Origin of the sequence: Pedobacter nutrimenti (assembly GCF_003208655.1) — a bacterium.
GTDB lineage: Bacteria > Bacteroidota > Bacteroidia > Sphingobacteriales > Sphingobacteriaceae > Pedobacter > Pedobacter nutrimenti.
Window position 1 is genome coordinate 186351 of sequence record NZ_QKLU01000008.1, and the last position, 23114, is coordinate 209464.

25 protein-coding genes are annotated in these 23114 nt (G+C 42.9%); 11 read left to right on the plus strand and 14 right to left on the minus strand.

Features of this window, described 5'->3' with window-relative positions:
- Positions 1 to 67 precede the first annotated feature (67 nt).
- Both B0O44_RS20405 and rdgB read left to right on the plus strand, forming a co-directional pair.
- Complete coding sequence (locus B0O44_RS20405; protein ID WP_110833952.1) at positions 68 to 649, plus strand: hypothetical protein; 582 nt, start codon at positions 68 to 70, stop codon at positions 647 to 649.
- On the plus strand, positions 649 to 1227 hold the full coding sequence (rdgB, locus tag B0O44_RS20410; RefSeq protein WP_211321428.1) for an RdgB/HAM1 family non-canonical purine NTP pyrophosphatase: 579 nt from the start codon (positions 649 to 651) through the stop codon (positions 1225 to 1227). Before B0O44_RS20405 ends, rdgB begins: the two co-directional genes overlap by 1 nt.
- Here rdgB and B0O44_RS20415 read toward each other — a convergent pair.
- The gene (locus B0O44_RS20415) at positions 1199 to 3433 is read right to left on the minus strand and encodes an OstA-like protein (protein WP_110833954.1); all 2235 of its coding nucleotides are present in this window, start codon (positions 3431 to 3433) and stop codon (positions 1199 to 1201) included. The genes rdgB and B0O44_RS20415 overlap by 29 nt on opposite strands.
- Before the next feature lie 129 nt (positions 3434 to 3562).
- Between B0O44_RS20415 and tilS the strand changes: the two genes are divergently transcribed.
- The 3 genes from tilS (at position 3563) to bshA (ending at position 6769) form a co-directional block, all read left to right on the plus strand.
- Positions 3563 to 4900, plus strand: a complete 1338-nt coding sequence (tilS, locus tag B0O44_RS20420) for a tRNA lysidine(34) synthetase TilS (RefSeq protein WP_110833955.1) — start codon at positions 3563 to 3565, stop codon at positions 4898 to 4900.
- A gap of 67 nt (positions 4901 to 4967) precedes the next feature.
- Positions 4968 to 5453, plus strand: a complete 486-nt coding sequence (locus B0O44_RS20425) for a hypothetical protein (RefSeq protein WP_110833956.1) — start codon at positions 4968 to 4970, stop codon at positions 5451 to 5453.
- A 170-nt stretch (positions 5454 to 5623) separates the two neighbouring features.
- On the plus strand, positions 5624 to 6769 hold the full coding sequence (gene bshA / locus B0O44_RS20430; protein ID WP_110833957.1) for an N-acetyl-alpha-D-glucosaminyl L-malate synthase BshA: 1146 nt from the start codon (positions 5624 to 5626) through the stop codon (positions 6767 to 6769).
- 71 nt (positions 6770 to 6840) lie between these two features.
- Here bshA and B0O44_RS20435 read toward each other — a convergent pair whose 3' ends face one another.
- Both B0O44_RS20435 and B0O44_RS20440 read right to left on the minus strand, forming a co-directional pair.
- Positions 6841 to 7953, minus strand: coding sequence for a lactonase family protein (locus B0O44_RS20435; RefSeq protein WP_110833958.1), 1113 nt, complete (start codon positions 7951 to 7953; stop codon positions 6841 to 6843).
- 10 nt (positions 7954 to 7963) lie between these two features.
- Entirely contained in the window at positions 7964 to 9298 is a 1335-nt protein-coding gene (locus B0O44_RS20440; RefSeq protein WP_110833959.1) for a pseudouridine synthase, read from the minus strand.
- A 269-nt stretch (positions 9299 to 9567) separates the two neighbouring features.
- Between B0O44_RS20440 and B0O44_RS20445 the strand changes: the two genes are divergently transcribed.
- From B0O44_RS20445 to B0O44_RS20455, 3 genes are all read left to right on the plus strand, one after another.
- Positions 9568 to 10278 carry a lytic transglycosylase domain-containing protein gene (locus tag B0O44_RS20445; protein WP_245943758.1) on the plus strand — a complete coding sequence of 237 codons (711 nt, stop codon included), beginning with the start codon at positions 9568 to 9570 and terminating at the stop codon, positions 10276 to 10278.
- A gap of 246 nt (positions 10279 to 10524) precedes the next feature.
- A complete protein-coding gene (uvrA, locus tag B0O44_RS20450) occupies positions 10525 to 13368 on the plus strand; it encodes an excinuclease ABC subunit UvrA (protein ID WP_110833960.1) in 2844 nt (947 codons plus the stop codon).
- Between the two features lies 1 nt (position 13369).
- Positions 13370 to 14284 (plus strand): NAD(P)H-hydrate dehydratase, encoded by a 915-nt coding sequence (locus B0O44_RS20455; protein ID WP_110833961.1) that lies wholly within the window; start codon positions 13370 to 13372, stop codon positions 14282 to 14284.
- Here the strand turns inward: B0O44_RS20455 and B0O44_RS20460 are convergent.
- From B0O44_RS20460 to B0O44_RS20475, 4 genes are all read right to left on the minus strand, one after another.
- Positions 14277 to 15146 carry an anti-sigma factor gene (locus tag B0O44_RS20460; protein WP_110833962.1) on the minus strand — a complete coding sequence of 290 codons (870 nt, stop codon included), beginning with the start codon at positions 15144 to 15146 and terminating at the stop codon, positions 14277 to 14279. The two genes, B0O44_RS20455 and B0O44_RS20460, sit on opposite strands and share 8 nt — an antisense overlap.
- On the minus strand, positions 15147 to 15698 hold the full coding sequence (locus B0O44_RS20465; protein WP_110833963.1) for an RNA polymerase sigma factor: 552 nt from the start codon (positions 15696 to 15698) through the stop codon (positions 15147 to 15149).
- A gap of 69 nt (positions 15699 to 15767) precedes the next feature.
- Positions 15768 to 16646 carry a lipoyl synthase gene (gene lipA, locus B0O44_RS20470; RefSeq protein ID WP_110833964.1) on the minus strand — a complete coding sequence of 293 codons (879 nt, stop codon included), beginning with the start codon at positions 16644 to 16646 and terminating at the stop codon, positions 15768 to 15770.
- A 92-nt stretch (positions 16647 to 16738) separates the two neighbouring features.
- Complete coding sequence (locus tag B0O44_RS20475) at positions 16739 to 17638, minus strand: beta-1,6-N-acetylglucosaminyltransferase (RefSeq protein ID WP_110833965.1); 900 nt, start codon at positions 17636 to 17638, stop codon at positions 16739 to 16741.
- A 197-nt stretch (positions 17639 to 17835) separates the two neighbouring features.
- On the opposite strand from B0O44_RS20475, the gene B0O44_RS20480 reads away from it, so the two are divergent.
- Complete coding sequence (locus B0O44_RS20480; RefSeq protein ID WP_110833966.1) at positions 17836 to 18240, plus strand: OsmC family protein; 405 nt, start codon at positions 17836 to 17838, stop codon at positions 18238 to 18240.
- On the opposite strand, the gene ytxJ is transcribed toward B0O44_RS20480, so the two are convergent.
- The 4 genes from ytxJ to B0O44_RS20495 all read right to left on the minus strand — a co-directional run bounded on the left by ytxJ (position 18230) and on the right by B0O44_RS20495 (position 20011).
- Positions 18230 to 18562: a bacillithiol system redox-active protein YtxJ gene (gene ytxJ, locus B0O44_RS20485; RefSeq protein ID WP_110834088.1), complete on the minus strand. Its 333-nt coding sequence runs from the start codon at positions 18560 to 18562 to the stop codon at positions 18230 to 18232. The genes B0O44_RS20480 and ytxJ overlap by 11 nt on opposite strands.
- A 33-nt stretch (positions 18563 to 18595) precedes the next feature.
- Entirely contained in the window at positions 18596 to 18718 is a 123-nt protein-coding gene (locus tag B0O44_RS25310) for a hypothetical protein (RefSeq protein WP_262512052.1), read from the minus strand.
- Positions 18719 to 18773: 55 nt separating this feature from the next.
- Complete coding sequence (gene ribH / locus B0O44_RS20490) at positions 18774 to 19265, minus strand: 6,7-dimethyl-8-ribityllumazine synthase (protein WP_110833967.1); 492 nt, start codon at positions 19263 to 19265, stop codon at positions 18774 to 18776.
- Positions 19266 to 19342: 77 nt separating this feature from the next.
- Positions 19343 to 20011: a tetratricopeptide repeat protein gene (locus tag B0O44_RS20495; protein ID WP_110833968.1), complete on the minus strand. Its 669-nt coding sequence runs from the start codon at positions 20009 to 20011 to the stop codon at positions 19343 to 19345.
- Between the two features lie 127 nt (positions 20012 to 20138).
- On the opposite strand from B0O44_RS20495, the gene recF reads away from it, so the two are divergent.
- Positions 20139 to 21242, plus strand: coding sequence for a DNA replication/repair protein RecF (recF, locus tag B0O44_RS20500; RefSeq protein WP_110833969.1), 1104 nt, complete (start codon positions 20139 to 20141; stop codon positions 21240 to 21242).
- On the plus strand, positions 21235 to 21525 hold the full coding sequence (locus tag B0O44_RS20505) for a DUF721 domain-containing protein (protein ID WP_110833970.1): 291 nt from the start codon (positions 21235 to 21237) through the stop codon (positions 21523 to 21525). The genes recF and B0O44_RS20505 overlap by 8 nt, the downstream gene beginning before the upstream one ends.
- On the opposite strand, the gene B0O44_RS20510 is transcribed toward B0O44_RS20505, so the two are convergent.
- From B0O44_RS20510 to B0O44_RS20520, 3 genes are all read right to left on the minus strand, one after another.
- Positions 21522 to 21704 carry a hypothetical protein gene (locus B0O44_RS20510; RefSeq protein ID WP_110833971.1) on the minus strand — a complete coding sequence of 61 codons (183 nt, stop codon included), beginning with the start codon at positions 21702 to 21704 and terminating at the stop codon, positions 21522 to 21524. The two genes, B0O44_RS20505 and B0O44_RS20510, sit on opposite strands and share 4 nt — an antisense overlap.
- Before the next feature lie 49 nt (positions 21705 to 21753).
- A complete protein-coding gene (locus B0O44_RS20515; protein WP_110834089.1) occupies positions 21754 to 22470 on the minus strand; it encodes an FKBP-type peptidyl-prolyl cis-trans isomerase in 717 nt (238 codons plus the stop codon).
- A 161-nt stretch (positions 22471 to 22631) separates the two neighbouring features.
- Entirely contained in the window at positions 22632 to 23051 is a 420-nt protein-coding gene (locus B0O44_RS20520) for a nucleoside-diphosphate kinase (RefSeq protein WP_110833972.1), read from the minus strand.
- Positions 23052 to 23114 lie beyond the last annotated feature (63 nt).

Consider the following 23114-nt stretch of genomic DNA (forward strand, 5'->3'; position numbering starts at 1 on the left):
AAAGGCACTATACTGAGATATTTAACTAATTTTAACAGAAAAATAATTGCCTCTGAAAGGACGATTAATGACAGAACAACATACAACAAATCACCAGGCGCTAAAACTGTTTTTTACCGATGATATTTATCTCATACCCGGTGAAGAAAACAATTTCCCTGTAACTGCCCAACAGAAGGCTGTGGATATACAGCAACAGGCAGCTGCCCCGGTATTGAGCAGCAGCCCTGAAGTTCAGCAGGAGGCCCCACAAAAGAAAGAGCGGTCTTTCAGTTACCTGGGGAAAAACAGCCGCAATATCCTGATCCTGGTAAAAGATGAAAAGTATCCCGTGAGTACTGAAGAAGGAAGGGAATTGCTTAGAAAAATTGTAAAGGCCATTGACCTTTCGGCAAATGATTTTGCGCTGGTCAATTGTGCTGCTTATGCAGATACAGATTTCAATGAACTGAAGGCATTCTTTGCACCCGTATTGTTGCTTTCTTTTGGCCCCGGGCCAGTCTCAATAGGCCTGAAAGAACAGGAGCAAAACAGCCTATGCATGCAGGAGGGCATTCAGCTTGTCTTTTCATCAGACCTGCACGATCTTTCTTCGGATATGAATGGAAAAAAAGCCTTGTGGAATACCTTAAAGAAACTCAGTCTATGATCAGAGAACTTGTTTTTGCAACAAACAATCCATATAAAACCGAAGAAGTCAGGAGTTTGCTGGCCGGCCGTTACAAAGTATTAAATCTTAAGGATATCGGTTGTACCACTGATATCCCGGAAACCGGGACCACTTTTGCAGAAAATGCAGAACTGAAAACCATGTATGTTGCAGAGCATTATGGCCTGGATTGTTTTGGTGATGACAGCGGGCTTGAAGTAGAGGCGCTGAACAATGAACCAGGTATTTATTCTGCACGTTATGCCGGTCATCGCGGAGATGCTGAAAACCTGCAATTGCTTTTGCGAAACATGGAAGGAAAGCAAAACCGGAAAGCGAGGTTCAGGACGGTAATTTCTCTGATCCAGCACGATCAGAAATACCTCTTTGAAGGCATTGTTTATGGTCAGATCAGAAAAGAACCTGCTGGTACAAACGGATTTGGTTATGATCCGATTTTTGAACCTGAAGGTTATGGGCTCAGCTTTGCCCAGATGAGCCTGGAAGAAAAAAACAAGATCAGCCACCGGGCCCTGGCCATGAACCAGCTTATTGCTTTTTTAAAGGAGCAGGCTTAATCAAGGTATCTGTTTTTAGGGGAATTTTCTTTAATAAGGAATCCGTCTTAACACCGGGCTTAATTAAAGTTACCGGTTTAAGTGTGCTGTCTGCGGCTGCAGATTTGATGATTTGCTCTGCTTGCTTTTTGACGCCCTGTGGCACATTGCCCGCTTCTTTGCCCAGTGCTTTAATCAGTCCGTCTTTATCCGTATTTTTCTTTTTTGGGTCTGCTGCCGCTTTTGTTTTGGGCCTGGCTTTTGGATTGGTAATGTCCAGTTTGGAGAGTGGCCGGAGTTCAGGTTTCCAGATAAAGCCGGTCAGGGTGACATTTTCTTTAACCTGTCCGATAGGGGTAGTGGTTCCCTCCACGTCTTTTATCGGTACAATTTCATCAATCTCATTTCCTTTAAACAGAATCTTGATCCTGGCACTGATGGTCCGGTTCATTTTTTCATACTGGTCCTTGTCGTCTTTGGTGTAGTAGAGACTTTCCGCATTGCCATCAACATACATATACTTCAATTTTCCATCCTTGAAAAAGCCAGTCATCAGCCGGCCTTTGATCTGATTGAATTTTAAAGAGTCTTTATATACATTTACCGTAAAGCCGTTTCGGATCACCTGTACGGAATTCAATTTTTTGTCCCTCATGTGCAGGTATAGGGTGTCTCCGGTCTGTTGCGAACCTTCTGCCCACATGATTGGGTTGTAATACCACCTTAAAGTAGAGTCTGCACTGGTGTAAAACAAGGAATCTGCCTTGGCCTGCATATTGGATTTAAACACTTTCACATGGTGATAAGCCCTGATGATCCTTGCTTTAACGGTGTCCAGCGGATTCAAAGGAATGGTGTCTTTGCGGATCACCTTCTTTAAAGCAGCAGACGGATTCTGCAAGCCCGATTGCTGCAGGGAATCCTTTTTGACAGAAGGGAAAATCGGCCTGACCCCGCTGGCATCCCTAACATTGGTTTTCTTAGGGTCTGCTGGTGGTTTATCCCTGATTAGTTCCGGCATTTTCCGGGAGCTGGGTTCCCAGGGGATTTTCTTTCTGGTAAGACTATCTGAAATCTTCAAGGCCCAGGGAGCGGCTATCCGGGAATCTTTTGCCCCCTTTTTAGGGAGCTCTTTTTTCTGACCGGCAATGGGTCTGCCGGACACCCCGGAAGCAGGTGCAAGAGGTTTTCCTTTGGGCTTTTCTTTTGGCTTCTCTTCTCCAACCTCATTGTCTTTTTTTATAATGGGCAGGGGCAACAGTTTTAAAGTTTGCCTCAGTACAATTTGTGTTTCGAGGGTATCGGCCCCCATCCATAGGGTATCGGGCCTTTTGACATTTTTGACCAGGACAGAGTCAGAAGTTCCCAGTCCGACATAAGCATTTTTGGTGACCAACGTCCGCTGATCGATTTTATAATAATAACCCAACTGGCCGTACATGGTGGTTTTGTCTACCGTATCTTTGAAAACGATATTTCTTACCGCTTTCCCATAACCGATTTTCCCATCGTAATACAAGCTGTCGCCTTTGAGGGATTTGCTTCCTGAGGTATATAGGTTTTTCTTACCAAAATAGGCGTATTCTGTCTTTGTATTGTAGGCCCCGTTTTCTGTGTAAAGGTTATCGTCTTTACCCTTTATGTTCGTTGGCCCGTAAAAATAGGTCCAGTTGGTTAAGGTATTGTAACGCATCGTATCCGATTTAATGGTGGTTTGGGGGGTAACCACCACCACATTATATCTGAAATAAGAATCCCGGGTCCCGGCAAAGTAATAGCCGTTTTTACTGGTCAGGGTTACATCTTTGTTGACAATCTTTCCGCCTTCCACATAAGTACCTACCTTGGTGGCCATGTTATAGTCCAGAATATTGGTGGTCAACACACTTTCACGGTCCAATAAACGGACATTACTGGACAGGTGGGCCATTTTGGTATTGCCCTCGTAAGTTAAACGGTCCGAGTAAATATTAATGGTGTCGGCCTGATTGATGTGCACATTGTTATAAGCTTCAAACATGTTTTTTTCATCATACAGAATGGCGCTGTCGCAAGTCAGGGTAGCATTGTCTTGTCTGAAAACCGGGTTTTTTAAATAAGTAACCTTTTTTTTGTTGTCAACATTAACCGTCTTGGCGTGGTCAATAGTGATTTTGGTCCTTTTCTGGGCCAGTAAAGAAAAAGGGAGTAAACCAGTGATTATAAAGAAAAAGAGTAGTTTTCGCACTTTACAAAGTTAATTCTTTTGATCAAATTATAAGGATTGTCCATAAGTTATGGCCTGTTATTATTCCGGTGCCGGTATTCATTGCGCTTTAAATTATAAATTTAGGCAGATTCTAGATATTTTTGAAGAATGCTTCCCGTAGAACGATTTCAGGACTATGTTTTAAAAAATTCCTTACTCAGTAAACAGAGCCGGGTGCTGCTCGCTGTAAGCGGGGGAAAGGATTCTGTGCTGATGTCGCACCTTTTTAAACGGGCAGGTTATCATTTCGGTATTGCACACTGCAATTTTAATTTAAGAAAAGAGGAGTCTGAGCGGGATGAAGCTTTTGTGAGAAGGCTTGCTGCTACACTGGAAGTCCCTTTTTACCTGAGCAGTTTTGAAACTGCCGCCTATGCCGCTGCACAGAAAGTTTCTACACAAATGGCCGCAAGAACTTTACGCTATGAATGGTTTGAAAACTGCAGGCAACAGGAAGGCTATGACCTGATTGCTGTTGCGCATCATCAAAATGATGTATTGGAAACGGTTTTGCTTAACCTCACCAGGGGTACCGGAATAGCCGGGCTTCATGGAATACGCCCCAGACGGGATAAGCTCATTAGGCCCATTCTGTTTCTTTCTGCAGCGGAAATCGAAGAAATTATCCGCTCTGAGGACTTTTCTTATGTAGAAGACAGTTCAAATCATGCAGATAAATATGCCAGAAATAAGATCAGGCTTAAAGTGGTTCCACAGCTTAAAGCAATTAATCCGGGACTGGAACAGACTTTTGAACACAACATCCGGCGCTTTGCCGAAACTGAACAGGTTTTAAATCAGGTGGTTCAGGCCCTGAGGGAAACTTTATTTCAAGAGCGGGAAGGGCATGTATTTATTTCCGTAGACAAAATCAGGGCCCTTGATCCCCGGCAGCTGTTGTTTGCAGAACTGATCAAACCCTATGGTTTTTCGGAAAACCTGGCTATGGACATCTTGCAGTCTTTAAACGGGCAGAGTGGGGCCTCTTTTTATGCAGAAGCCTACAGAATAACCCTGGACCGGGAAGAATTGATTGTTTCGGCCATCCTTCCCCGAGATTACGGGGGGATCAATATCCATCCCGAGGATCAGCAGGTATCTATGGGAAAATACCAGATTGAGATTTCAGGCAGTACAGTTGTCCGCTTTGAAAAAGTAAAAGAAAAAGCCTTTATAGATGCAGGGAAACTGATCTATCCGCTGATTTTAAGAAATTGGGAGCAAGGTGACCATTTTATGCCTCTTGGCATGAACAGGTATAAAAAGCTGAGTGATTTTTTTATAGATGAAAAGGTTCCATTGCCTCTAAAGGAGCAGATTCCTGTTCTGATCAACGGAAACGGAGAAATTGTATGGATTGCAGGATGGAGGCAGGACAATAGATATAAAGTAAGCCCTGCTACAAAAAAAGTCGCTATATTCGAATTGAAAATGAATCCGCGGTGATGATTTTGATCATTAAAGGGTCCATCCGACAAATTTAAACAGGCTCAAAGATAAACGGGTGAAATAAATGGGGAACAGGTACGCATTTTTAGAAAAACAATATATTGGCAGGGATTATATCCGGATCTGTATCAGGCTGGTTATGGCTGCATTCTGCTTTGCAGCTTATGTTTATGAACGGGACAGGGACAATACTCAGGACCTGTTTTTGATCGTAGGCTTTGGGATCATCGGAATTTCCATCATCCTGCTTTTCTTAATCCAGTATAAAACCCTTATTCACAATAAAAGCATCATTATTGATGGTCTATGGACTGCAAAAAAAGTTAAAATAGACCTCAATAGTATTGTGAAAGTCAGAAAAGACACCTATAGCAATTATCTGTTCAATAATCCGGTTTACAATCTTCATAGAAAAGGCAGCATCCGCTTTTATTCCTCCGGAAAAGATGCCATTGTGCTCACAGACCGGGACGGACTTGAATATTATATCGGAACACAACGGCCAAATGAAATGTACCTGGTGATCCAGCAGGAGATGCAGGACAAATAGGAGCGGGTTTGAAATAATTGCAATTGTTTAACACAAAGATCAGTTTAAGTATGGTACTTTGCGTTACAAAACAAAATATTCGGATGAAACCATCATAAGTTTACACGCACATAGTGCAAGGAATAAAACTCATGATCGCTTCATAACCATTAAAAAGCAAATATATTCGAATGAAAATAGGTATCGTTTGTTACCCGACTTTTGGAGGCAGCGGCGTGGTCGCGACTGAATTAGGTAAAGCCCTGGCCGATGAAGGCCATCAGGTTCATTTTATTACCTATAGTCAGCCCGCCCGTCTGGACTTTTTCTCCGCCAATTTATTTTATCATGAAGTGTCGGTAAGGAATTATCCCTTATTTGACTATGCCCCATACGAATCTGCCCTGGCCAGTAAACTGGTGGATGTGGTGAGGTTTGAAAAACTGGATATTCTGCATGTGCATTACGCTATCCCACATGCTTCTGCGGCTTTTATGGCCAAACAAATCCTGGCTACTTATGGCATTCATATTCCGGTGGTCACCACGCTTCACGGAACAGACATTACACTGGTGGGAAAAGACCCAACCTATAAGCCGGTGGTGACCTTTTCCATCAACCAGTCTGACGGGATCACAACCGTTTCTCAAAACCTGAAAGAAGATACCCTAAAACATTTCGACATCACCCGGGAAATTAAGGTGATCCCGAATTTTATAGATTTTCAACGCTTTAGCCTAAAACCTAAAGACCATTTCAAAAAGGCCATCGCGCCAAATAATGAGCGCATCCTGATCCATACCTCTAACTTCAGGAAGGTAAAAAGAACAGGAGATGTGATCCTGATGTTTCAGCAAATCCTGAAAAAAATTCCGTCCAAACTTTTGATGGTCGGCGATGGGCCGGAACGTTCTTACAATGAACAGTTGTGCCGGGACCTTGGGATCTGTGATCATGTACGCTTTCTTGGTAAGCAGGATGCTGTAGAAGAGATCCTTTCGGTCTCTGACCTGTTCCTGATGCCCTCGGAATCGGAAAGTTTTGGTCTTGCGGCCCTGGAAGCCATGGCCTGTAAAGTGCCGGCCATTACCTCCAATTCAGGAGGTTTGCCGGAGCTTAATGTAGATGGATTCTGCGGTTATATGAGCAATGTCGGAGATGTAGACGAGATGGCTGCAAATGCCATTAAGATTCTGGAAAATGACCAGGTGCTACAGCAGTTCAAGGAAAATGCATTAAAAAGGGCACAGGATTTTGATCTTAAAAAAATCCTGCCGGTTTATATAGAATATTACAATGAAATTATGGCCAGGCAAGCAAAGCCCGCCATCGCCTAGGGCTAAAAAACTCCACAAAAAAAGGCCGGTGAAGATTTTCTTCACCGGCCTTTTTTTGTGTCTAAAAGACTTTATGGCGTAAAGACCAGACAAACCGGCGCGCCTACAGCCAGACGTTTACCACTATCTTTTAACAGGCCGGTTGTTTTGTCCCTTTTAAAAATGACCACGTCATTTGTGTATTGATGCGCAGCAAGCAGATAATTTCCGCTTGGATCTATAGCAAAATTTCTTGGACCTTTTCCCAAACTACTAACTGTGGATACAAAAGACAGTTTTCCGGTTGGCAAAATAGAAAAGATGGAAATACTGTTGGCATCTCCCCGGTTGCTTTCGTAAAGAAATTTTCCATCCGGAGAAACATGGACATCAGCGCCATCAATTCTGCCACTGAAGTCTTTGTCCGTTGTGCCAATTTCCTGAATCTTATTTAAAGTTCCATTGGAATATACAAAAGCGGTAATGCTGCCATTGAATTCATGCGCCAGATAAGCAAACCTTCCGTTTGGACTGAAAGTGAGGTGTCTTGGGCCACTGCCCGCATTTGTTTTCAAAACGGTTTTAATCGTTAAGGTCTGGTTTTTTCCGGAAGGATTATAATGATATACATAAATCTGATCTTCTCCCAGGTCGTTACAGATCAGGTATTTCCGGTCCGGACTGAACTGTACCATGTGAACGTGCGCACTTTCCTGTCTTTTTTTGGGGTCAATACTTTTTCCGGTATGCTGGATCACCTGGACGGCATCACTTAAGGAACCGTCCGTATTTCTGCCAAATACGGCTAAGCTGCCCCCACTGTAATTGGCCACAATCACATTTTTCTGATCTGCAGTAATGTAGCAGGGATCAGCGCCATGACTTTCCTTTTTGTTTAAAAAGGTCAATTTGCCCGTCAGGGCATTAAAAGCAAAAGCACTGATGGTACTGGTACTTCCGGTTTCGTTTACACTGTAGACAAATTTTTTATCTGGCGAAACACAAAGATAACTTGGATTGGCTACCTCTTTTGTAATGCTCTTCAGGCGGCTTGATGCGCTAAAGGTATGAAAATTATAAGTGTAGATCCCCTCACTTTTGCCGGTATTGGTATAAGTTCCGATCAGCAGGTTGTAATTTGCTTTTTGGGCATAGGTACCTGCACAGAGCAACAGTACCGACAGCAGGCAGAGGATCTTTCTCATTTCGTTCAGATTATTTAATAAGGTGTTTGATTTGTATCAGCTCATGCTCTTCCAGGTAACGCCATCTTCCGCGGGGAAGATCTTTTTTGGTCAGGTTACCGTAAACTACCCTGTCGAGTTTAACCACATCGTAACCCAGGTGTTCAAAGATACGTCGCACAATTCTGTTTTTTCCGCTGTGGATCTGGATGCCAACTTCTTTTTTACTGCCACCGGCAACATAAGAAACGCTGTCCGGTTTGATCAGGCCATCTTCCAGTTCAAGACCGAACTGGATCTTGTTTAAATCTCCCTGGCTTAAGCTTCTGCTCAGTTCTACATGATAAATTTTGGTAATCCCGTTTTTTGGGTGGGCCAGTTTATCAGCAAGGTCCCCGTCATTGGTCATCAGCAATAACCCCGTCGTATTCCTGTCCAAACGTCCAACAGGGTAAATGCGTTCACGGCTGGCTTTTTCAACCAGTTGCATTACGGTCTTTCTTTCCTGCGGATCATCTGTAGTTGTAATATAGTCTTTTGGTTTGTTCAAAAGCACGTAAATCTTTTTCTCGCGTTTTAACAACTCCCCATTATAGCGAACCGAGTCTTTAGCCGGGTCAACTTTATGTCCAAGTTCTGAAACCACTTCGTTGTTTACCGTCACTACACCAGCTGCAATCAGCTCATCCGCTTTACGACGGGAGCAAATACCTGAATTGGCAATGTAACGGTTCAGACGGATCAGGCCATCGTCTTTTGCCACAGGTGTTTTTCTGCTACGCAAAACAGGTGTTTTTTCTCCTTTTTCCTTAAAATTTGGTCTGGAACCTTCTTCTGCCCTTTTTCTGAAAGGCCTGCTGTCCGTGCTTCTTGAAGCCTGACCTTTTTTATCATCGAATTTACGGAATGGTTTGTCAGAGCTGAAATTGTCTTTCTTTACATAACTTCTTCCTTTAGATGCCGGGGTATCGGTGTCCCTGTTTTCTCTTGGTCTGAAAGACTTGCTGTCCCCATCCCTAGGAGTTCTGGGTTTGAAGTCACGGGAAGCTCCTGTTTTTCCGGAATAACCTTTTGAATCCCCGTCTTTTGATTTAAAATCTTTAGGGCCTGAAGCCCTGCCAGAGAATCCTCTTGCATCTCCTTCACGTTTCTCCCTTGGCTTAAAGGATTTGAAATCTCCTTCTGCAGCGGTTTTGGATTTGAAATCTTTTGATCCTGCTGACCTGCCTGGCCTTGCCTGTTGATCTGAGCTTTTACTCCTGCCTTTATAAGTACTTTCTGATCCACTTCTGCTCTTGTCGTCAGTGCTTCGGTTTCCCGGTTTGGACTTGTCATCCCGACTGTTCCTGTTGTTGTTTTTTATCATGATACGCTATTAACCGCATAAAATATGCGGCTGCAAATTTAACAAAAATCTGCTAAATCTTAAATTGATAATTTGACCATCCGGGATAAAAATAAAATCGCGGCCTATGCATGTTTAAAGGTCGATTTTAGAAGCTTATTTTGTAATAGCTTGATAGTTAAGTAAATATAACGTATGTTTGCAGCCGTTTTATATTGTTAACCAAAAAAAGGAGGAAAATGATAAAGAAACACATAATAACATGTACGATAATTTTAACATTATTGGTTATGGCAAAAGTGTTTGCTTACCACATGCCCCAAGCAGCAAAAAGTCTTACAAAAGAAGAAAAAACAACACCAAAAAATACACTAAAAGAAGAAGGGCCTGAATCTGTAATGGCCCATTTAAATTTTGCAGAAGAAGAGCTGCCGGCGGGAGATCCCAAAGTACAGCAAAAAATGAAAAAAGTTCTTGCTGCATTCTCTTACGCAAATTTACAAACCAATCGTTTGCATAGAAAAGCCGTAGAATGGTTCCCTGTTATTGAACCCATTCTGGATGATTTTGGAATTCCAAACGATTTCAAATACGTTCCCCTTGTGGAATCAGGTCTGCAGGAAGGTGTTTCCCCAAAAGGTGCAGCAGGTTACTGGCAGTTTATGCCCGCAACGGCGCGTACTTACGGACTGAAAGTAAATGCAAGAGTAGATGAACGTAAAAATTTACGCAAGTCGACCATTGCCGCCTGTAAATACATCAAAGAACTTTATGGTGTATTCGGAAACTGGACCATGGTGGCCGCTGCCTATAATGTTGGAGACAACCACATGAAAAAGCAGATCAACAGGCAAAACCAGGACAATTACTTTAAAATGAAGCTTAACCGCGAAACCGCTGGTTATGTATATAAATTGATTTCCATGAAACAGATCATGGAAGATCCTGCGCGTTATGGTTACCGGGCTCCAAGAGAGCTTTTGGCAATGAACGCAGAATAATAAGACAAAAAGACATGCAATTGGGTAAAGCCGGAATCTGATTCCGGCTTTTTTTTGTATAATCTTTTCCTGTTTTATCAGCAGATGTTGCTTTAAAGCAAGATTTTGTGTTTAATTGTAAATCAGTGTAAAGACTTTAATTTTGATAAAATTTTTAGCAATTTTGTGGCTGAAAATTTGCTGTCTTAATTCCAAAGGAGAGCGTCTTTAACCCGAATAGAGACCTATTGTTGTTTAAAAATATATATGAGTAAAAATACCGTTGACCTGGGCGAGCAAAAAGATGTAGAAGTATACGGAGCCAGGGTACATAACCTTAAAAATATAGATATTTCCTTCCCAAGAAACCAACTGGTGGTCATTACCGGTTTAAGTGGAAGCGGGAAGTCTTCCCTGGCTTTTGATACCATTTATGCCGAAGGGCAGCGCCGTTATATGGAAACCTTCAGTGCCTATTCCAGGCAGTTTATGGGTGGTATGGAAAGACCGGACGTGGATAAAGTTTCCGGTCTGAGTCCGGTTATTGCAATTGAACAGAAAACGACCAGTAAAAACCCTCGTTCTACCGTAGGTACCATTACCGAGATTTACGATTTTATGCGTTTGCTTTATGCCCGCGTGGCAGATGCTTTCTCTTACAATACCGGAGAAAAAATGGAACGGATGAGTGAAGATCAGATCCTGGACAATATCTATAAAAAATACGATCAGATGCCTGTAAATATCCTGGCCCCAGTGGTAAAAGGACGTAAAGGACATTACCGGGAGTTGTTCGAACAAATCCGTAAACAGGGCTATGTGAAAGTCCGTGTCGATGGTGAGATTCAGGACCTGAGCCCTAAAATGCAGGTAGACCGTTATAAGATCCATGATATTGAAATTGTGGTAGACCGGCTGATTATTGATAAAGAAGATAAAAAACGTCTGCTGGATTCTTTGCAAACCGCAATGAAAGTGGGCAAAGGCATTATTAAAATCAGTGATAAGGACAACAATGTTTCCCACTTCAGCCGTTTTTTAATGTGTCCGACCACGGGGATCTCTTATGATGAACCCCAGCCCAACAGCTTTTCTTTTAACTCTCCATACGGAGCCTGTGAGCGTTGCGACGGTCTGGGTTATATTTTTGTGGTAGACCGGGAGTCGGTCATCCCGAACCCAAAACTCAGCATCCTGAACGGTGGACTGGCCCCATTGGGTGAGTACAGGGACATCTGGGTGTTCCAGGTGCTGAAGGCCCTGGCCAAAAAATATAATTTTTCCTTGTCCAGCCCTATAGAAAAACTGGATGAAGAAATTATAAACATCATTCTTAATGGTACGCACGAATTGCTTTCAGTTGCCGTAGAGTACAATAAATGGAATGTTCAGAATTACCAGATTACTTTCGATGGTTTGATTAAACTGTTGGAAGAGCAGCAGGAGCGAAAAGGCGAAGCGGCGGTGGATGATATGGAAGCCTTCCGGAAACTTAAAACCTGTCCGGTTTGTAATGGGGCAAGACTGAAAAAAGAAAGCCTGCATTTTAAGATAGACGGAAAGAACATCTTTGAGGTTTCTGAAATGGACATCAGCAGCATCAAACTCTGGTATACAGACCTGGAGGACCGTTTGACAGAGCGTCAGAATACCATTGCCAGGGAAATCCTGAAAGAGATCAGGGCCAGATTGGGCTTTCTGAGTGATGTCGGATTGAATTACCTTTCCCTGGACCGTACAGCAAGGACACTTTCGGGTGGAGAGGCACAGCGGATCCGTCTGGCCACGCAAATCGGCTCACAGCTGATGAACGTCATGTATATTCTGGATGAACCAAGTATAGGTTTACACCAGCGTGACAACGAAAGGTTAATACATGCCCTGAAAAACCTGCGTGACCTGGGCAATACAGTTCTGGTGGTGGAACACGATAAAGACATGATCCTGGAAGCAGACCACGTGATTGATGTTGGGCCGGCTGCAGGCGTGAGAGGTGGACAAATTGTTGCACAAGGCACACCCGAGGAAATCTTAAAATCGGATACCTTAACGGCCGCATACCTGAACGGGCGGAAAAAAATTGAAATCCCTGCCAAAAGAAGAAAAGGTAACGGACATAAGCTTTCGATCATTAAAGCCAGCGGCCATAATTTAAAGGACGTATCTGTCGATTTTCCCTTAGGTAAATTTATTGCCGTGACTGGTGTTTCAGGAAGCGGTAAATCCAGTCTGATTACAGAAACCTTGTATCCCATCCTGAACCATCATTTTTTCAGGGCAAAAAAACACCCCCTGCCCTACGAAAAAATTAACGGGCTCAAAGAAATAGATAAAGTTATTGAAATAGACCAGGCGCCTATTGGAAGAACGCCACGTTCCAACCCTTCGACTTATACCGGTGTATTTTCAGACATTCGGAATTTGTACGTACAATTGCCCGAAGCTAAAATCAGGGGCTATAAGCCGGGCCGTTTTTCCTTTAACGTAAAAGGAGGAAGGTGTGAAACCTGTCAGGGTGCAGGAATGAAAGTCATCGAGATGAACTTCTTACCGGACGTACAGGTACCTTGTGAAGAATGCGGCGGCAGAAGATACAACAGGGAAACCCTGGAAGTTCGTTACCGTGGTAAATCCATCAGTGATGTCCTGGACATGAGCATTGAAGAAGCCTGCAGTTTTTTTGAAAACATGCCGGTAATTTATCGTAAAATTAAAACCCTAAAAGATGTTGGCCTGGGTTACATCACCCTAGGACAATCGTCCACAACCCTGTCCGGCGGAGAGGCACAGCGCGTTAAACTGGCAACAGAATTGTCCAAAAAAGATACGGGAAGTACTTTTTATATTTTGGACGAGCCCACTACCGGACTTCATTTTGAAGACATCAATGTATTGCTGGGTGTTCTGAATGAGCTGGTTGAAAAAGGCAATACTGTGCTGGTGATAGAACATAACCTGGATGTGGTTAAAGTGGCCGACTGGGTGATTGACCTGGGAGAAGAAGGTGGTGCTGGAGGAGGAAAAATTATCTTCGAAGGCACGCCGGAAGGTTTGATCCAGAACCCTCGAAGCCTGACCGGAAAATTTCTGAAAAAAGAAATGGAACTCTAATATGGAAAAGTCACTCCGTTACTACCTGCCCGATGCCAGTGCACCCGAGGAAATTGGGGTTGAACAAAGTACGGACAACAGCAGCGGACAAGGAGCTTACCAGTTGGTGAGGGAGCAGGATGTACAGCGTGTATTACTGCCCAGGGCGAGTTTCAGTCATAAAGGGACTTATGGACACGCCCTATTGATCGCAGGAGCGGCCCAAACCATGGGGGCAGCGCTGCTTTGCGCAAAAGGCTGCCTGTATGCTGGGGCCGGACTGACCACCTTATCTATCCCCGAAAGCGGTTTAACCGCATTGAACTGCAGCTTGCCCGAGGTGATGTACCTGAGCCGGAGCCACATTAGTGATGATTTGAATCAATATACGGCGATAGCTGTAGGTCCAGGCCTGGGTACCGGATCGGCCAGTCATAGTTTATTGCATGACCTGTTGCTTATGGAAAAGGCCATGGTACTCGATGCAGATGCTTTAAATATCATGTCCAGGTATCCTCAATTAAAGGAACTGATTCCTGCGGGTTCTGTGCTGACCCCACATATGAAAGAATTTGACCGGTTATTTGGCCCGCAGCAGAACTGGTTTGAACGTTTGCAGGCCGCACGCAGCGCAGCTGAAAAATACCAGTCTGTCATTGTACTGAAAAATCAATATACCTTTATCATTGGAACAAATGGAAAGGTTTTGATTAACCCCACAGGTAATCCCGCAATGGCTCAGGGTGGAATGGGAGATGTATTGACAGGAATGATTACTGCTTATCTTGCGCAGGGTTTAAGCGCAGAGAAGGCTGCTTTTACCGGATGTTACGTGCATGGAAAATCAGGAGACGATTTGGCTGAAAACTATTTTAATGTAAGTGCTTCACAAGTTGCCCGGCACATTCCCCGGGTTGTCCGGCAAATGATTAAATAGAAACGCCACCCATGGCGATCATTTTCTCCATGGTCGGACTTGGGCTTCCACCGCGTTTTTCCAGGGTAACCGCAAAGGCTTGTGCCACACCAATTTCTTTCATGTTCAGCAGAAGGTGTGAAGTATCTGATTTTACATCAAAAACACCAAGATCTACCGGTTTGCCATTAACCAATGCCCAGAGCTGGTACTGGTGTGTCTGATCGTTTACCGGAAGGTTCATTTTGGAATTGTCTACCATTACATGTTTTCCGGCTGCATGCCAGTATACGGTCATTTTGGCCTGAGGATCCATTTTGGTACCGGAAAGTTTGACGATTTTCCATGCCGGATCAGCAGTCATGTCTGCTATTTTCTGTAAATCCTGGTTATGGTCTTTCATAAAACCAACAGTGGCAGCAAATTTCTGGTTTTGGCTGCTCAGGCTTGCAATCTGATTTTCTGCTTCACTTAATTTCGAATGTGCAGAAAACAGGGCTACAAGACTAATGAGCAATAATGCTGCGCAGGCAGCTAAAGCAATCCGTAAAGACCGGACCCTGGAGTCTGCGGGCTGATGTTGTGCAAGGGATACTACGCTGGCTTCTGGCCTAGGGGGATTTTGCTCTGCTTTGGGTTCTTCCTGATGGCTTTGAAGGGAAGAAAGACTGGACAAAATTTTCTGGTCAAGACTTGCAGAGGGGGCTATGGCATTTTGCAGGGCATACTCCTCCATTGCAAGCTCAATAGCCGTAATTTCCGTTTGGATTTCCGGGTGCCGGGCTGCCATGGCTTCAACTTCTTCTTGTTCGGAGCGCGTTAACTGTCCCAGAACGTAAAGTTCAAGTATGCCTGATTCTATATATGCTTTAACCTCTTCCACTTAATTAAAATATTTTCTTAACTCCAAAATAGCCATACGGATCCGGGTTTTAACCGTGCCCAATGGTAAATTTAACTCTTCTGCCGCCTCAATATGAGTGTAACCTTTAAAATAAACCATGTCCAGAACCGTATGGAACTCCGGCTTGAGTGCCGTGACCATATCTTTCAAGCCAAGAATATCTGCGTTAAAGGTGATCTTTGATTGTGCGTCAATGGAATCTACGTTATTTTCAATGTCCTGGTTTTTAGCGGTATTCCTAAAATCTTTGGACCTGACTTTGTCAATGGCCAGATTTCGGGCAATGTTCATCATCCAGGTAAACAAGCGGCCTTTTGAGGCATCATAGTGCGTGGAAGAATTCCAGATTTTTATAAAAGTTTCCTGTAATACGTCTTCAGCAATTTCCTGGTGCTGGATGATCCTGGCAATAACCCCAAGTAAAGCACCTGAATACATATCATAAAGGGCCTGCATAGCGATTGTTTTCCTGCCTTTCAGGGCAAGAACAAGCTCTTCTTCAGTTAAAGATATTTTTTTAGATGGTGCCAAACGGTAGCTAATATACAGAATCTATAACAAGAAGAAAATAATATTTGTTTTAGGCTTTAAAAATTAAAACTAAAAATCAAACAGGTGTTTTTCAGCATGATAAGAGGAGCGGACCAGTGGACCACTTTCTACGTATTTTAGCCCTTTGGCCAGGCCGACTTCTTTATATTTTGCAAATTGGTCAGGGTGGATCCAGTCGACCACAGGATGGTGGTTGCGGGTTGGCTGCAGGTACTGGCCCAGGGTTAAGATGTGAACCCCAGCAGCCACCAGATCGTCCATGGCTTCGAATATATCTTCTTCGGTTTCACCCAGGCCAAGCATAATGCCGGTTTTGGTTCTCAAACCAAATTCAGAAATTCTTTTCAAACATTCCAGGCTTCTGTCATACTTGGCCTGTATCCTTACTTGCCGGGTCAGTCTTTTTACAGTTTCCATGTTATGGGAAACCACCTCAGGTCTTTCCTCCAGTACACGGTACAGGTTATCCCACTGACCTTTAAAGTCTGGGATCAGGGTTTCAAGTGTGGTCTGAGGACTTTCCCGGCGAATGGCCTGTAAAGTTTCCGCCCAGATGATGGAACCGCCATCTTTCAGGTCGTCCCTGTCTACAGAGGTGATTACACAATGTTTTACCTGCATCAGCTTCACTGAATTGGCTACCCGGTTGGGCTCATCGGTATCCACGGCCAAAGGTCTTCCTGTGGCTACTGCACAAAAAGAGCAGGAGCGGGTACAAATGTTGCCCAGGATCATAAAAGTGGCCGTACCGGCACCCCAGCATTCTCCCATATTCGGGCAGTTACCGCTTTCACAAATGGTATGAAGCTTATGCGTGTCTACCAAACTGCGGACCTGTGCATATTCTTTACCAACGGGAAGCTTAACTCTAAGCCAGTCCGGTTTACGCTGGGTTTGATTTGCTGAAACAACTGGAAGTTCAATCATAGCACAAAGTTAAGCAATAGGATTGAAATGTTATAAACATGAAATGTTTGGCCCAGGTAAAGAAGAAAGAATATTCCCTCTGCTGCTTTAATTTATAAAGGATCCGGATGGCCGGCAGCAGGATCCTTTGAATTCATCTTTAAACAATGCTGGTCAATTTGATCCAGAATTTCAGGATCCTTCTCCTGGTCAAATTTCCTGGCAAAAAACAAGACGTTTTCTTTGAGCTGATCAAAATCTTCCTTTCCAAGAAATTTTGGATGTGCTTTGCCTTCAGACCAGTCAATGTAACGAAAATTGTTGTTAATGGTCTGCTCTTTGAATTCGGAATTCATAATGAGGGTCGTAATGACAAATTCATCAGTGCCCCAGCAATATTTTAGAAAATTTTGCAGGTGCTCATTTGTATTTATGGCCTGCAGGACATACCTGGCACAATCACTGCTGATGGTCCACCAGGAAGCATTGCTGCCACCATACAGGTGCAGATTTAAAGGGAACTTACGCTTGGGGCTAAAGACATTGAGCAGGAGCTGGAAAAGGTATTTTTTTTTGATGGTTAAATCTGTAAAATGGTATTTTTCATATCTGGAAGAAGCTTCTTTCCACCAGTAGGATTTTTCCGAAGCATCATAATAAATAAAATTCTGACCAGGTCTTTGTTTAAAATAATTGTAAATGACCCCGGCCGGCTTTAGGGGATAATCCTGTCCGCTCAACAGGTTGATAAAACCATAGTCAATATCCTTTGAAAGGATCTCTCCCATGGAATTCAGGATGGCCCGGGTAAAGGACCAGCCACCCCAGTTGCAAAGGCTCCTGCTGTCAATCAGGTAAACGTTTTTTTTCTCCAGCAGAAATTCAAAGCCTTCAATAGGAGTTTTAAGATCAACATGAACGTAAAAGTCGAATTGGCTATGGTTCATCCTGTCGATAAGCCTGGACAGCTGGAGGGGGGCCTTATGGGCCATGATAAGGTGTGCGATGCGCATAACAGGATGATAGAAAGACAAATTTCCGGCTTTTTCCTAAAATAAAAAAGATTTTGATATCAATTTATACCATTCAGCATAAAATAAAAATCAATGAGCTAAATATTTATAATAGATTTAAGTTCTAAAAAGAGCGAATAACTTTTAGAAGTTCCCGATTAAAAAAAATGTAGTAATCTTGTATAAATTTATTCCAGATGGCCACTTCAAAAATAACCTATAACGGCGGTTTAAGAACCACCTCCGTACATTTAAGTTCCGGCAAGGAAATCGTTACCGATGCACCTGTTGACAACAAAGGAAAAGGAGAAGCATTTTCCCCGACAGATCTTTTGGCCACTTCACTTGGAAACTGTATGCTCACCATTGTGGGCATAGCAGCAAATGAACATGGTTTTAATATTGACGGGGCAACTTGTGAAATTACCAAAATCATGGCTCAGGACCCAAGAAGAGTGGGTGAGATTATTGTTAATTTCCAGTTCCCTGACCAGAACTACTCAGAAAAGGAAAAAAAGATCATCGAAAGATCTGCCAATACCTGTCCGGTGTTTTACAGTCTGCACCCGGACCTGATCAAAACGGTAAACTTTAATTATTAATAACCTGGGCAGCTTCCTCTGCAGAGATGTCTCCATGGGAAGCATCAAGGACACATTCACCATCACGGATCAGCAGGATTTGCGGCGATTCGTGATGGACATGAAAGGTTTCGGCAATCTGGGCAGAAATATCACGGTAACTGATCAGGTCTAAAAAGTACAGGGAGGTATCTTCAGGAAGGGCATCCCAGTCCATTTCAAAACGTCTTTTAGCCATCATGCTCACTGAACAGCGGGTGCTGTGTTTGAAAATAAGGCTGTACCCTTTGTTTTTTTGTATTTCGTCGATCTGCGAAAGATCAGTTATATTGGTCCACTGCATCTGAATCATCTTTTTTAATATAAACAGGCGAAATTATCCTCTTCTTTTACGGCCTTCCGGATAGGAACTATAAGCAGGGCAAATGCGGTTCGAGCAGGCCTGAAGCACCGTTGTTGCGAAAAATACACCTAATAATAGTATCGCTATTTTCTTCATTTCTATAAATTTGTTCTACTAAGTTACAGCTTTTTGTAAAAACTAACAACAAGTCTTAAAGGCTTGCGGCAAGATCAGCCATTTTAATGGCGGTAATTGCAGCTTCATCTCCTTTGTTGCCATGCTTGCCACCCGAGCGGTCAATGGCCTGCTGCTGGTCATTGGTGGTCAGTACACCAAAAATAACGGGTTTGCTGTGCTTAATGCCTACATTGGACAAACCATTTGCCACGGCATCACAAATGAAATCAAAATGTTTGGTTTCCCCCTGGATCACGCAGCCCAGGCAAATTACTGCATGAAGATAAGGGTGTTTATTTAAAAGGATTTCTGCGGCACCGGTCAGTTCAAAACTTCCTGGGACTGCAACAGAAATGATGTTCTCTTCTTTTACACCATGTTTTTTCAGGGTTTCCAATGCGCCGTTAAACAATGCGCCCGTCACTTCAGCGTTCCATTCTGCTACTGCAATTGCAATGCTGTAAGGGCTTCCGTCAGGAACGGTGGTATGAGAAAAATCACTCAGGTTTTTAAGTTGTGTTGCCATGGGTCAAAGATAAGGATTGGATACAAAAAAGGCTAACCTTAAAGATTAGCCTTTGTAAAATTACTTTAATATTTTAATTATTTTGCCTGGGCACCAGCACGGGCAATATATTCGTCAATCAGGGCTGCTTCCTGGCTGGCTGGGTATTCAGTTTTTATTTTGGTATAAGCGTCTTCAGCAGATTTGAAATCTTTCAGCTGCTCATATACCAGGCCTAGTTTTTTCAGGAACATCGGAGAGGTAAATTTGTTGCTCGATTTATCAGCTGCTTTTTTATAATAAGTAACTGCCTGTTTGTAATCTTTCAGTTCGCTGTACGCATCACCCAGTAAGCCTAAAGCCAAAGGATCCGCAACAGGGCTTCCCGTTTCGGCATATTTTCCTAAAACTTCTGTGGCTTTTTTGTATTCGCCCTTACGCAGGTAAATTCCACCTAAATAGAGGTTTGCCAGGTTTGCAGATTTGGTGTTTGCATATTCATTTGCAATCTGCTCAAATCCAGGGAAACCGCCTTCGCCGTTAATGGCTTTGGTGGCTAAAGAATCTACTCCGATGTATTGTTCCGATTTGTACATTTTTGCAGAGGCTTCTTCGGCACGGTCTTTTAAATATACATTTTGATACCAGAAGTAGATACCAATCAATACGACAACTGCAGCTGCAATAAAAAGCAGGCTTTTTGAGTTTTCTTGTACAAAAGAGCCCTTTCTTACAGGGTTGCTTATTTCTTTTTCTGTTACAGACATTTTGTTTTAAAAAAATTAAGGATTGCAAAAATACATTTTTCACTCAAAGTATCAACCCCTTTGTGTAGTATTTAATTAAACTTTAATGATTTAACGGTATGAAACGGTAACTTTGATGTTAGATACTATGTGGTTAAAAAACATTACCCTTTTAAATTTCAAGAATTATACCGACGCAGATGTCCGCTTTTCCAGGACGGTAAACGCCTTTATTGGGAATAATGGTGCAGGAAAAACCAATTTGCTGGACGCCATTCACTATTTGTGTCTCTGTAAAGGGTATTTTAATCCGGTAGACAGCCAGCAGATTAAAACGGGTGAAGAATTGTTTTTGATCCAGGGGGATTTTGAAAGAAAAGAAAAAAACGAAAAGATCACCTGCGGGGTTAAAAAGAACCAGAAAAAGCAATTTAAAAGAAATAAAAAAGACTACGAAAAACTGGCCGACCATATTGGTTTGTTTCCGGTGGTGATGATTTCTCCTTATGATGTGAACATCATTATGGAAGGAAGCGAAGAGCGCCGGCGCTTTATGGACAATGTGATTTCCCAGACGGATGCGGCTTACCTGGATGAACTGATCCTGTACAACCGTCACCTGCTCAACAGGAATGCCCTGCTCAAGCAAATTGCCCAGACCAGGAAATACGATCCGGCACTCCTGCAGATTTTTGATGAGCAGCTGGTCGCCTCGGGGATGAAGATCTTTGAAAAACGCAAACGTTTTATGGAAGAATACGTCCCGCTTTTTAATCAGTATTATACTTTTATTGCGCAGGGGGCAGAAGAAGTAACGCTTTTTTACCAGTCCCAGTTAAACGATACCGCTTTTGAAATGTTACTGCAGCAGTCTGCAGAAAAAGATAAGGTCCTGGAAAGGACCACTACAGGGATTCATAAAGATGACCTGCTGTTTGGTATCCGCGAAACGCCTTTGAAAAAATTCGGGTCGCAGGGCCAGCAGAAATCTTTTCTGATTGCCCTGAAGCTGGCACAATATGCCTACCTTCAAAAGTATAAAGGCTTTAAGCCGCTGTTGCTGCTGGACGATATTTTTGATAAGCTCGATGACCAGCGCATGCACAAACTCATGGAAATGGTGTCCCATCAGGACTTCGGCCAGATTTTTATTACAGACACCGGCCGGGAAAGGGTTCAGAATATTTTTAATAGCATTAAAGTTCCCGTAACTTTGTTCGAGGTAGATAAAGGAATTGTAAAACATGCGTAAGCCCAAAGACATCACCCTGAAAGAAGGGATCGAAAAACTGCTTTCAGTTTATAAGCTGAGGGGGAAGTTTGACCAGACCTCTGTGGTGGCCCTCTGGCCGGAGATTATGGGGAAGGCCATTGGGAACCGGACCACAACCATTTATGTGGCCAATAAAAAGCTCTTTGTCAGGATAGAATCCTCGGTGATTAAAAATGAACTTTTAATGGTCAGAACCGGTATCATTCAAAAAATTAATGAACGTACCGGTTCTGAGGTCATTACGGAAATTGTATTTCTTTAATTTTTACCGCCGCCAAAAATTTTACTGATCAGCCAGATAACCAGGGCAAGGATCAGTACACAGATAATTACACCAGACCAGACACCGGCTTTAAAAATACCTTCTATGGCGGCACAACCCGAAAGGCTTATGGTCAAAAGCACCAAAAGGGCCAGGGGAACAAAGTTTCTTCGCTTCATAAATTTTGTTTTAGAAGATAACAACCATTTATGAAAAAGGTTTTCAAAGCTACTTTCCGTTAATTTTAAGCAATTCCACTTCAAAAATCAGCGTGCTGTAAGGTGGGATGTCCTGTCCGGCACCACGTTCGCCATAGGCTAGGTTGTAGGGAATGAAAAATTTGTATTTAGAACCCTGCTCCATCAATTGTACACCTTCTGTCCAGCCAGGAATGACGCGGTTTAAAGGAAAGGAAATCGGTTCTTTACGGTCATAAGAGCTGTCAAATTGTTTTCCGTTTAACAAAGTGCCTTTGTAATGCACCAGTACGGTATCAGTAGCCAATGGTTTTGCCCCGCTACCGGCCTGTAAAACCTGATATTGTAAGCCACTGGGTGTTGTTTTGATGCCGGCAACTTTTTTGTTGTTTTCCAGGAAAGCTTTTCCTTCGGCAATAGCAGGTGCAAATTTCTTTTTACTGGCCTCTACAAAAAGATTGTTGATGGCTGCCTGTGACTTTTCTTTAGGCAACAATAAGGCTTTATCCCCAAAAGCATCTTTTAAACCTTTAACAAACAGGTCGTAATTTAAATGGTCCAGGCCATTGTTTTTCAGGTTTGCGGCCATACTTGTCCCAAAAGCATAACTGGCGGAATCCAGTCCGTTTTTAATTGCCACAGCAGCTGTTTTACTAGCCGGGCTTGTCTTTTTTACGGTTTTCTTATTTTGCGCCAGGGCAGAAAAAGCAGTCAGGGGCACCAGCAAGGTGAGTGCTAATTTTTTCATGTTCTTAAATTTCAGGTTCATCAAAAGAGCGCCATAGCCCAAAGGCATCTGAACGCTAAATTTTGAGGCCGAATTTATATAAAAATAAATTCAGTAAGTAGACTGCAAAAAAATAAGCATCCCTTTTGAGGATGCTTATCTGATATTTTTTTAAAACCGGATTAGAAACGCTCGTCCGCTTTGAAGAAGAAATCACCTTCAATCTGTGCGTTTTCGTCTGAGTCAGAACCGTGAACGGCATTTGCATCAATAGATTTTGCATATTTCTGACGGATGGTGCCTTCAGCAGCTTCAGCAGGATTGGTTGCGCCAATCAGTTTTCTGAAGTCTTCAATTGCATTGTCTTTTTCAAGGATTGCTGCAACGATCGGACCTGAAGACATGAAATCAACAAGGTCTTTATAGAAAGGACGTTCTTTGTGAACCTCATAAAATTTACCTGCAGTTTCAGGAGTTAATTGAGTATATTTTAATGCGATGATTTTGAAACCAGCTGAAGTAATGTCGTTAATGATCGCACCAATGTGCCCGTTAGCAACCGCATCAGGCTTGATCATTGTAAAAGTTCTGTTAGTAGCCATTTTTTTGTTTTAATTTTTTGCAAAAATACGTTTTATACTCTTAAGTTGCTAAGGGGCTGTTTA

Bases quoted from the DNA above. Each gene is read 5' to 3' on its own strand.
- B0O44_RS20405 (WP_110833952.1), top strand. From the start codon at position 68: ATGACAGAACAACATACAACAAATCACCAGGCGCTAAAACTGTTTTTT.
- tilS (WP_110833955.1), top strand. From the start codon at position 3,563: ATGCTTCCCGTAGAACGATTTCAGGACTATGTTTTAAAAAATTCCTTA.
- B0O44_RS20425 (WP_110833956.1), top strand. From the start codon at position 4,968: ATGGGGAACAGGTACGCATTTTTAGAAAAACAATATATTGGCAGGGAT.
- bshA (WP_110833957.1), top strand. From the start codon at position 5,624: ATGAAAATAGGTATCGTTTGTTACCCGACTTTTGGAGGCAGCGGCGTG.
- B0O44_RS20435 (WP_110833958.1), bottom strand. From the start codon at position 7,953: ATGAGAAAGATCCTCTGCCTGCTGTCGGTACTGTTGCTCTGTGCAGGT.
- B0O44_RS20440 (WP_110833959.1), bottom strand. From the start codon at position 9,298: ATGATAAAAAACAACAACAGGAACAGTCGGGATGACAAGTCCAAACCG.
- B0O44_RS20445 (WP_245943758.1), top strand. From the start codon at position 9,568: ATGGCAAAAGTGTTTGCTTACCACATGCCCCAAGCAGCAAAAAGTCTT.
- uvrA (WP_110833960.1), top strand. From the start codon at position 10,525: ATGAGTAAAAATACCGTTGACCTGGGCGAGCAAAAAGATGTAGAAGTA.
- B0O44_RS20455 (WP_110833961.1), top strand. From the start codon at position 13,370: ATGGAAAAGTCACTCCGTTACTACCTGCCCGATGCCAGTGCACCCGAG.
- lipA (WP_110833964.1), bottom strand. From the start codon at position 16,646: ATGATTGAACTTCCAGTTGTTTCAGCAAATCAAACCCAGCGTAAACCG.
- B0O44_RS20475 (WP_110833965.1), bottom strand. From the start codon at position 17,638: ATGCGCATCGCACACCTTATCATGGCCCATAAGGCCCCCCTCCAGCTG.
- B0O44_RS20480 (WP_110833966.1), top strand. From the start codon at position 17,836: ATGGCCACTTCAAAAATAACCTATAACGGCGGTTTAAGAACCACCTCC.
- ytxJ (WP_110834088.1), bottom strand. From the start codon at position 18,562: ATGCAGTGGACCAATATAACTGATCTTTCGCAGATCGACGAAATACAA.
- B0O44_RS25310 (WP_262512052.1), bottom strand. From the start codon at position 18,718: ATGAAGAAAATAGCGATACTATTATTAGGTGTATTTTTCGCAACAACG.
- ribH (WP_110833967.1), bottom strand. From the start codon at position 19,265: ATGGCAACACAACTTAAAAACCTGAGTGATTTTTCTCATACCACCGTT.
- B0O44_RS20495 (WP_110833968.1), bottom strand. From the start codon at position 20,011: ATGTCTGTAACAGAAAAAGAAATAAGCAACCCTGTAAGAAAGGGCTCT.
- recF (WP_110833969.1), top strand. From the start codon at position 20,139: ATGTGGTTAAAAAACATTACCCTTTTAAATTTCAAGAATTATACCGAC.
- B0O44_RS20505 (WP_110833970.1), top strand. From the start codon at position 21,235: ATGCGTAAGCCCAAAGACATCACCCTGAAAGAAGGGATCGAAAAACTG.
- B0O44_RS20510 (WP_110833971.1), bottom strand. From the start codon at position 21,704: ATGAAGCGAAGAAACTTTGTTCCCCTGGCCCTTTTGGTGCTTTTGACC.
- B0O44_RS20515 (WP_110834089.1), bottom strand. From the start codon at position 22,470: ATGAAAAAATTAGCACTCACCTTGCTGGTGCCCCTGACTGCTTTTTCT.
- B0O44_RS20520 (WP_110833972.1), bottom strand. From the start codon at position 23,051: ATGGCTACTAACAGAACTTTTACAATGATCAAGCCTGATGCGGTTGCT.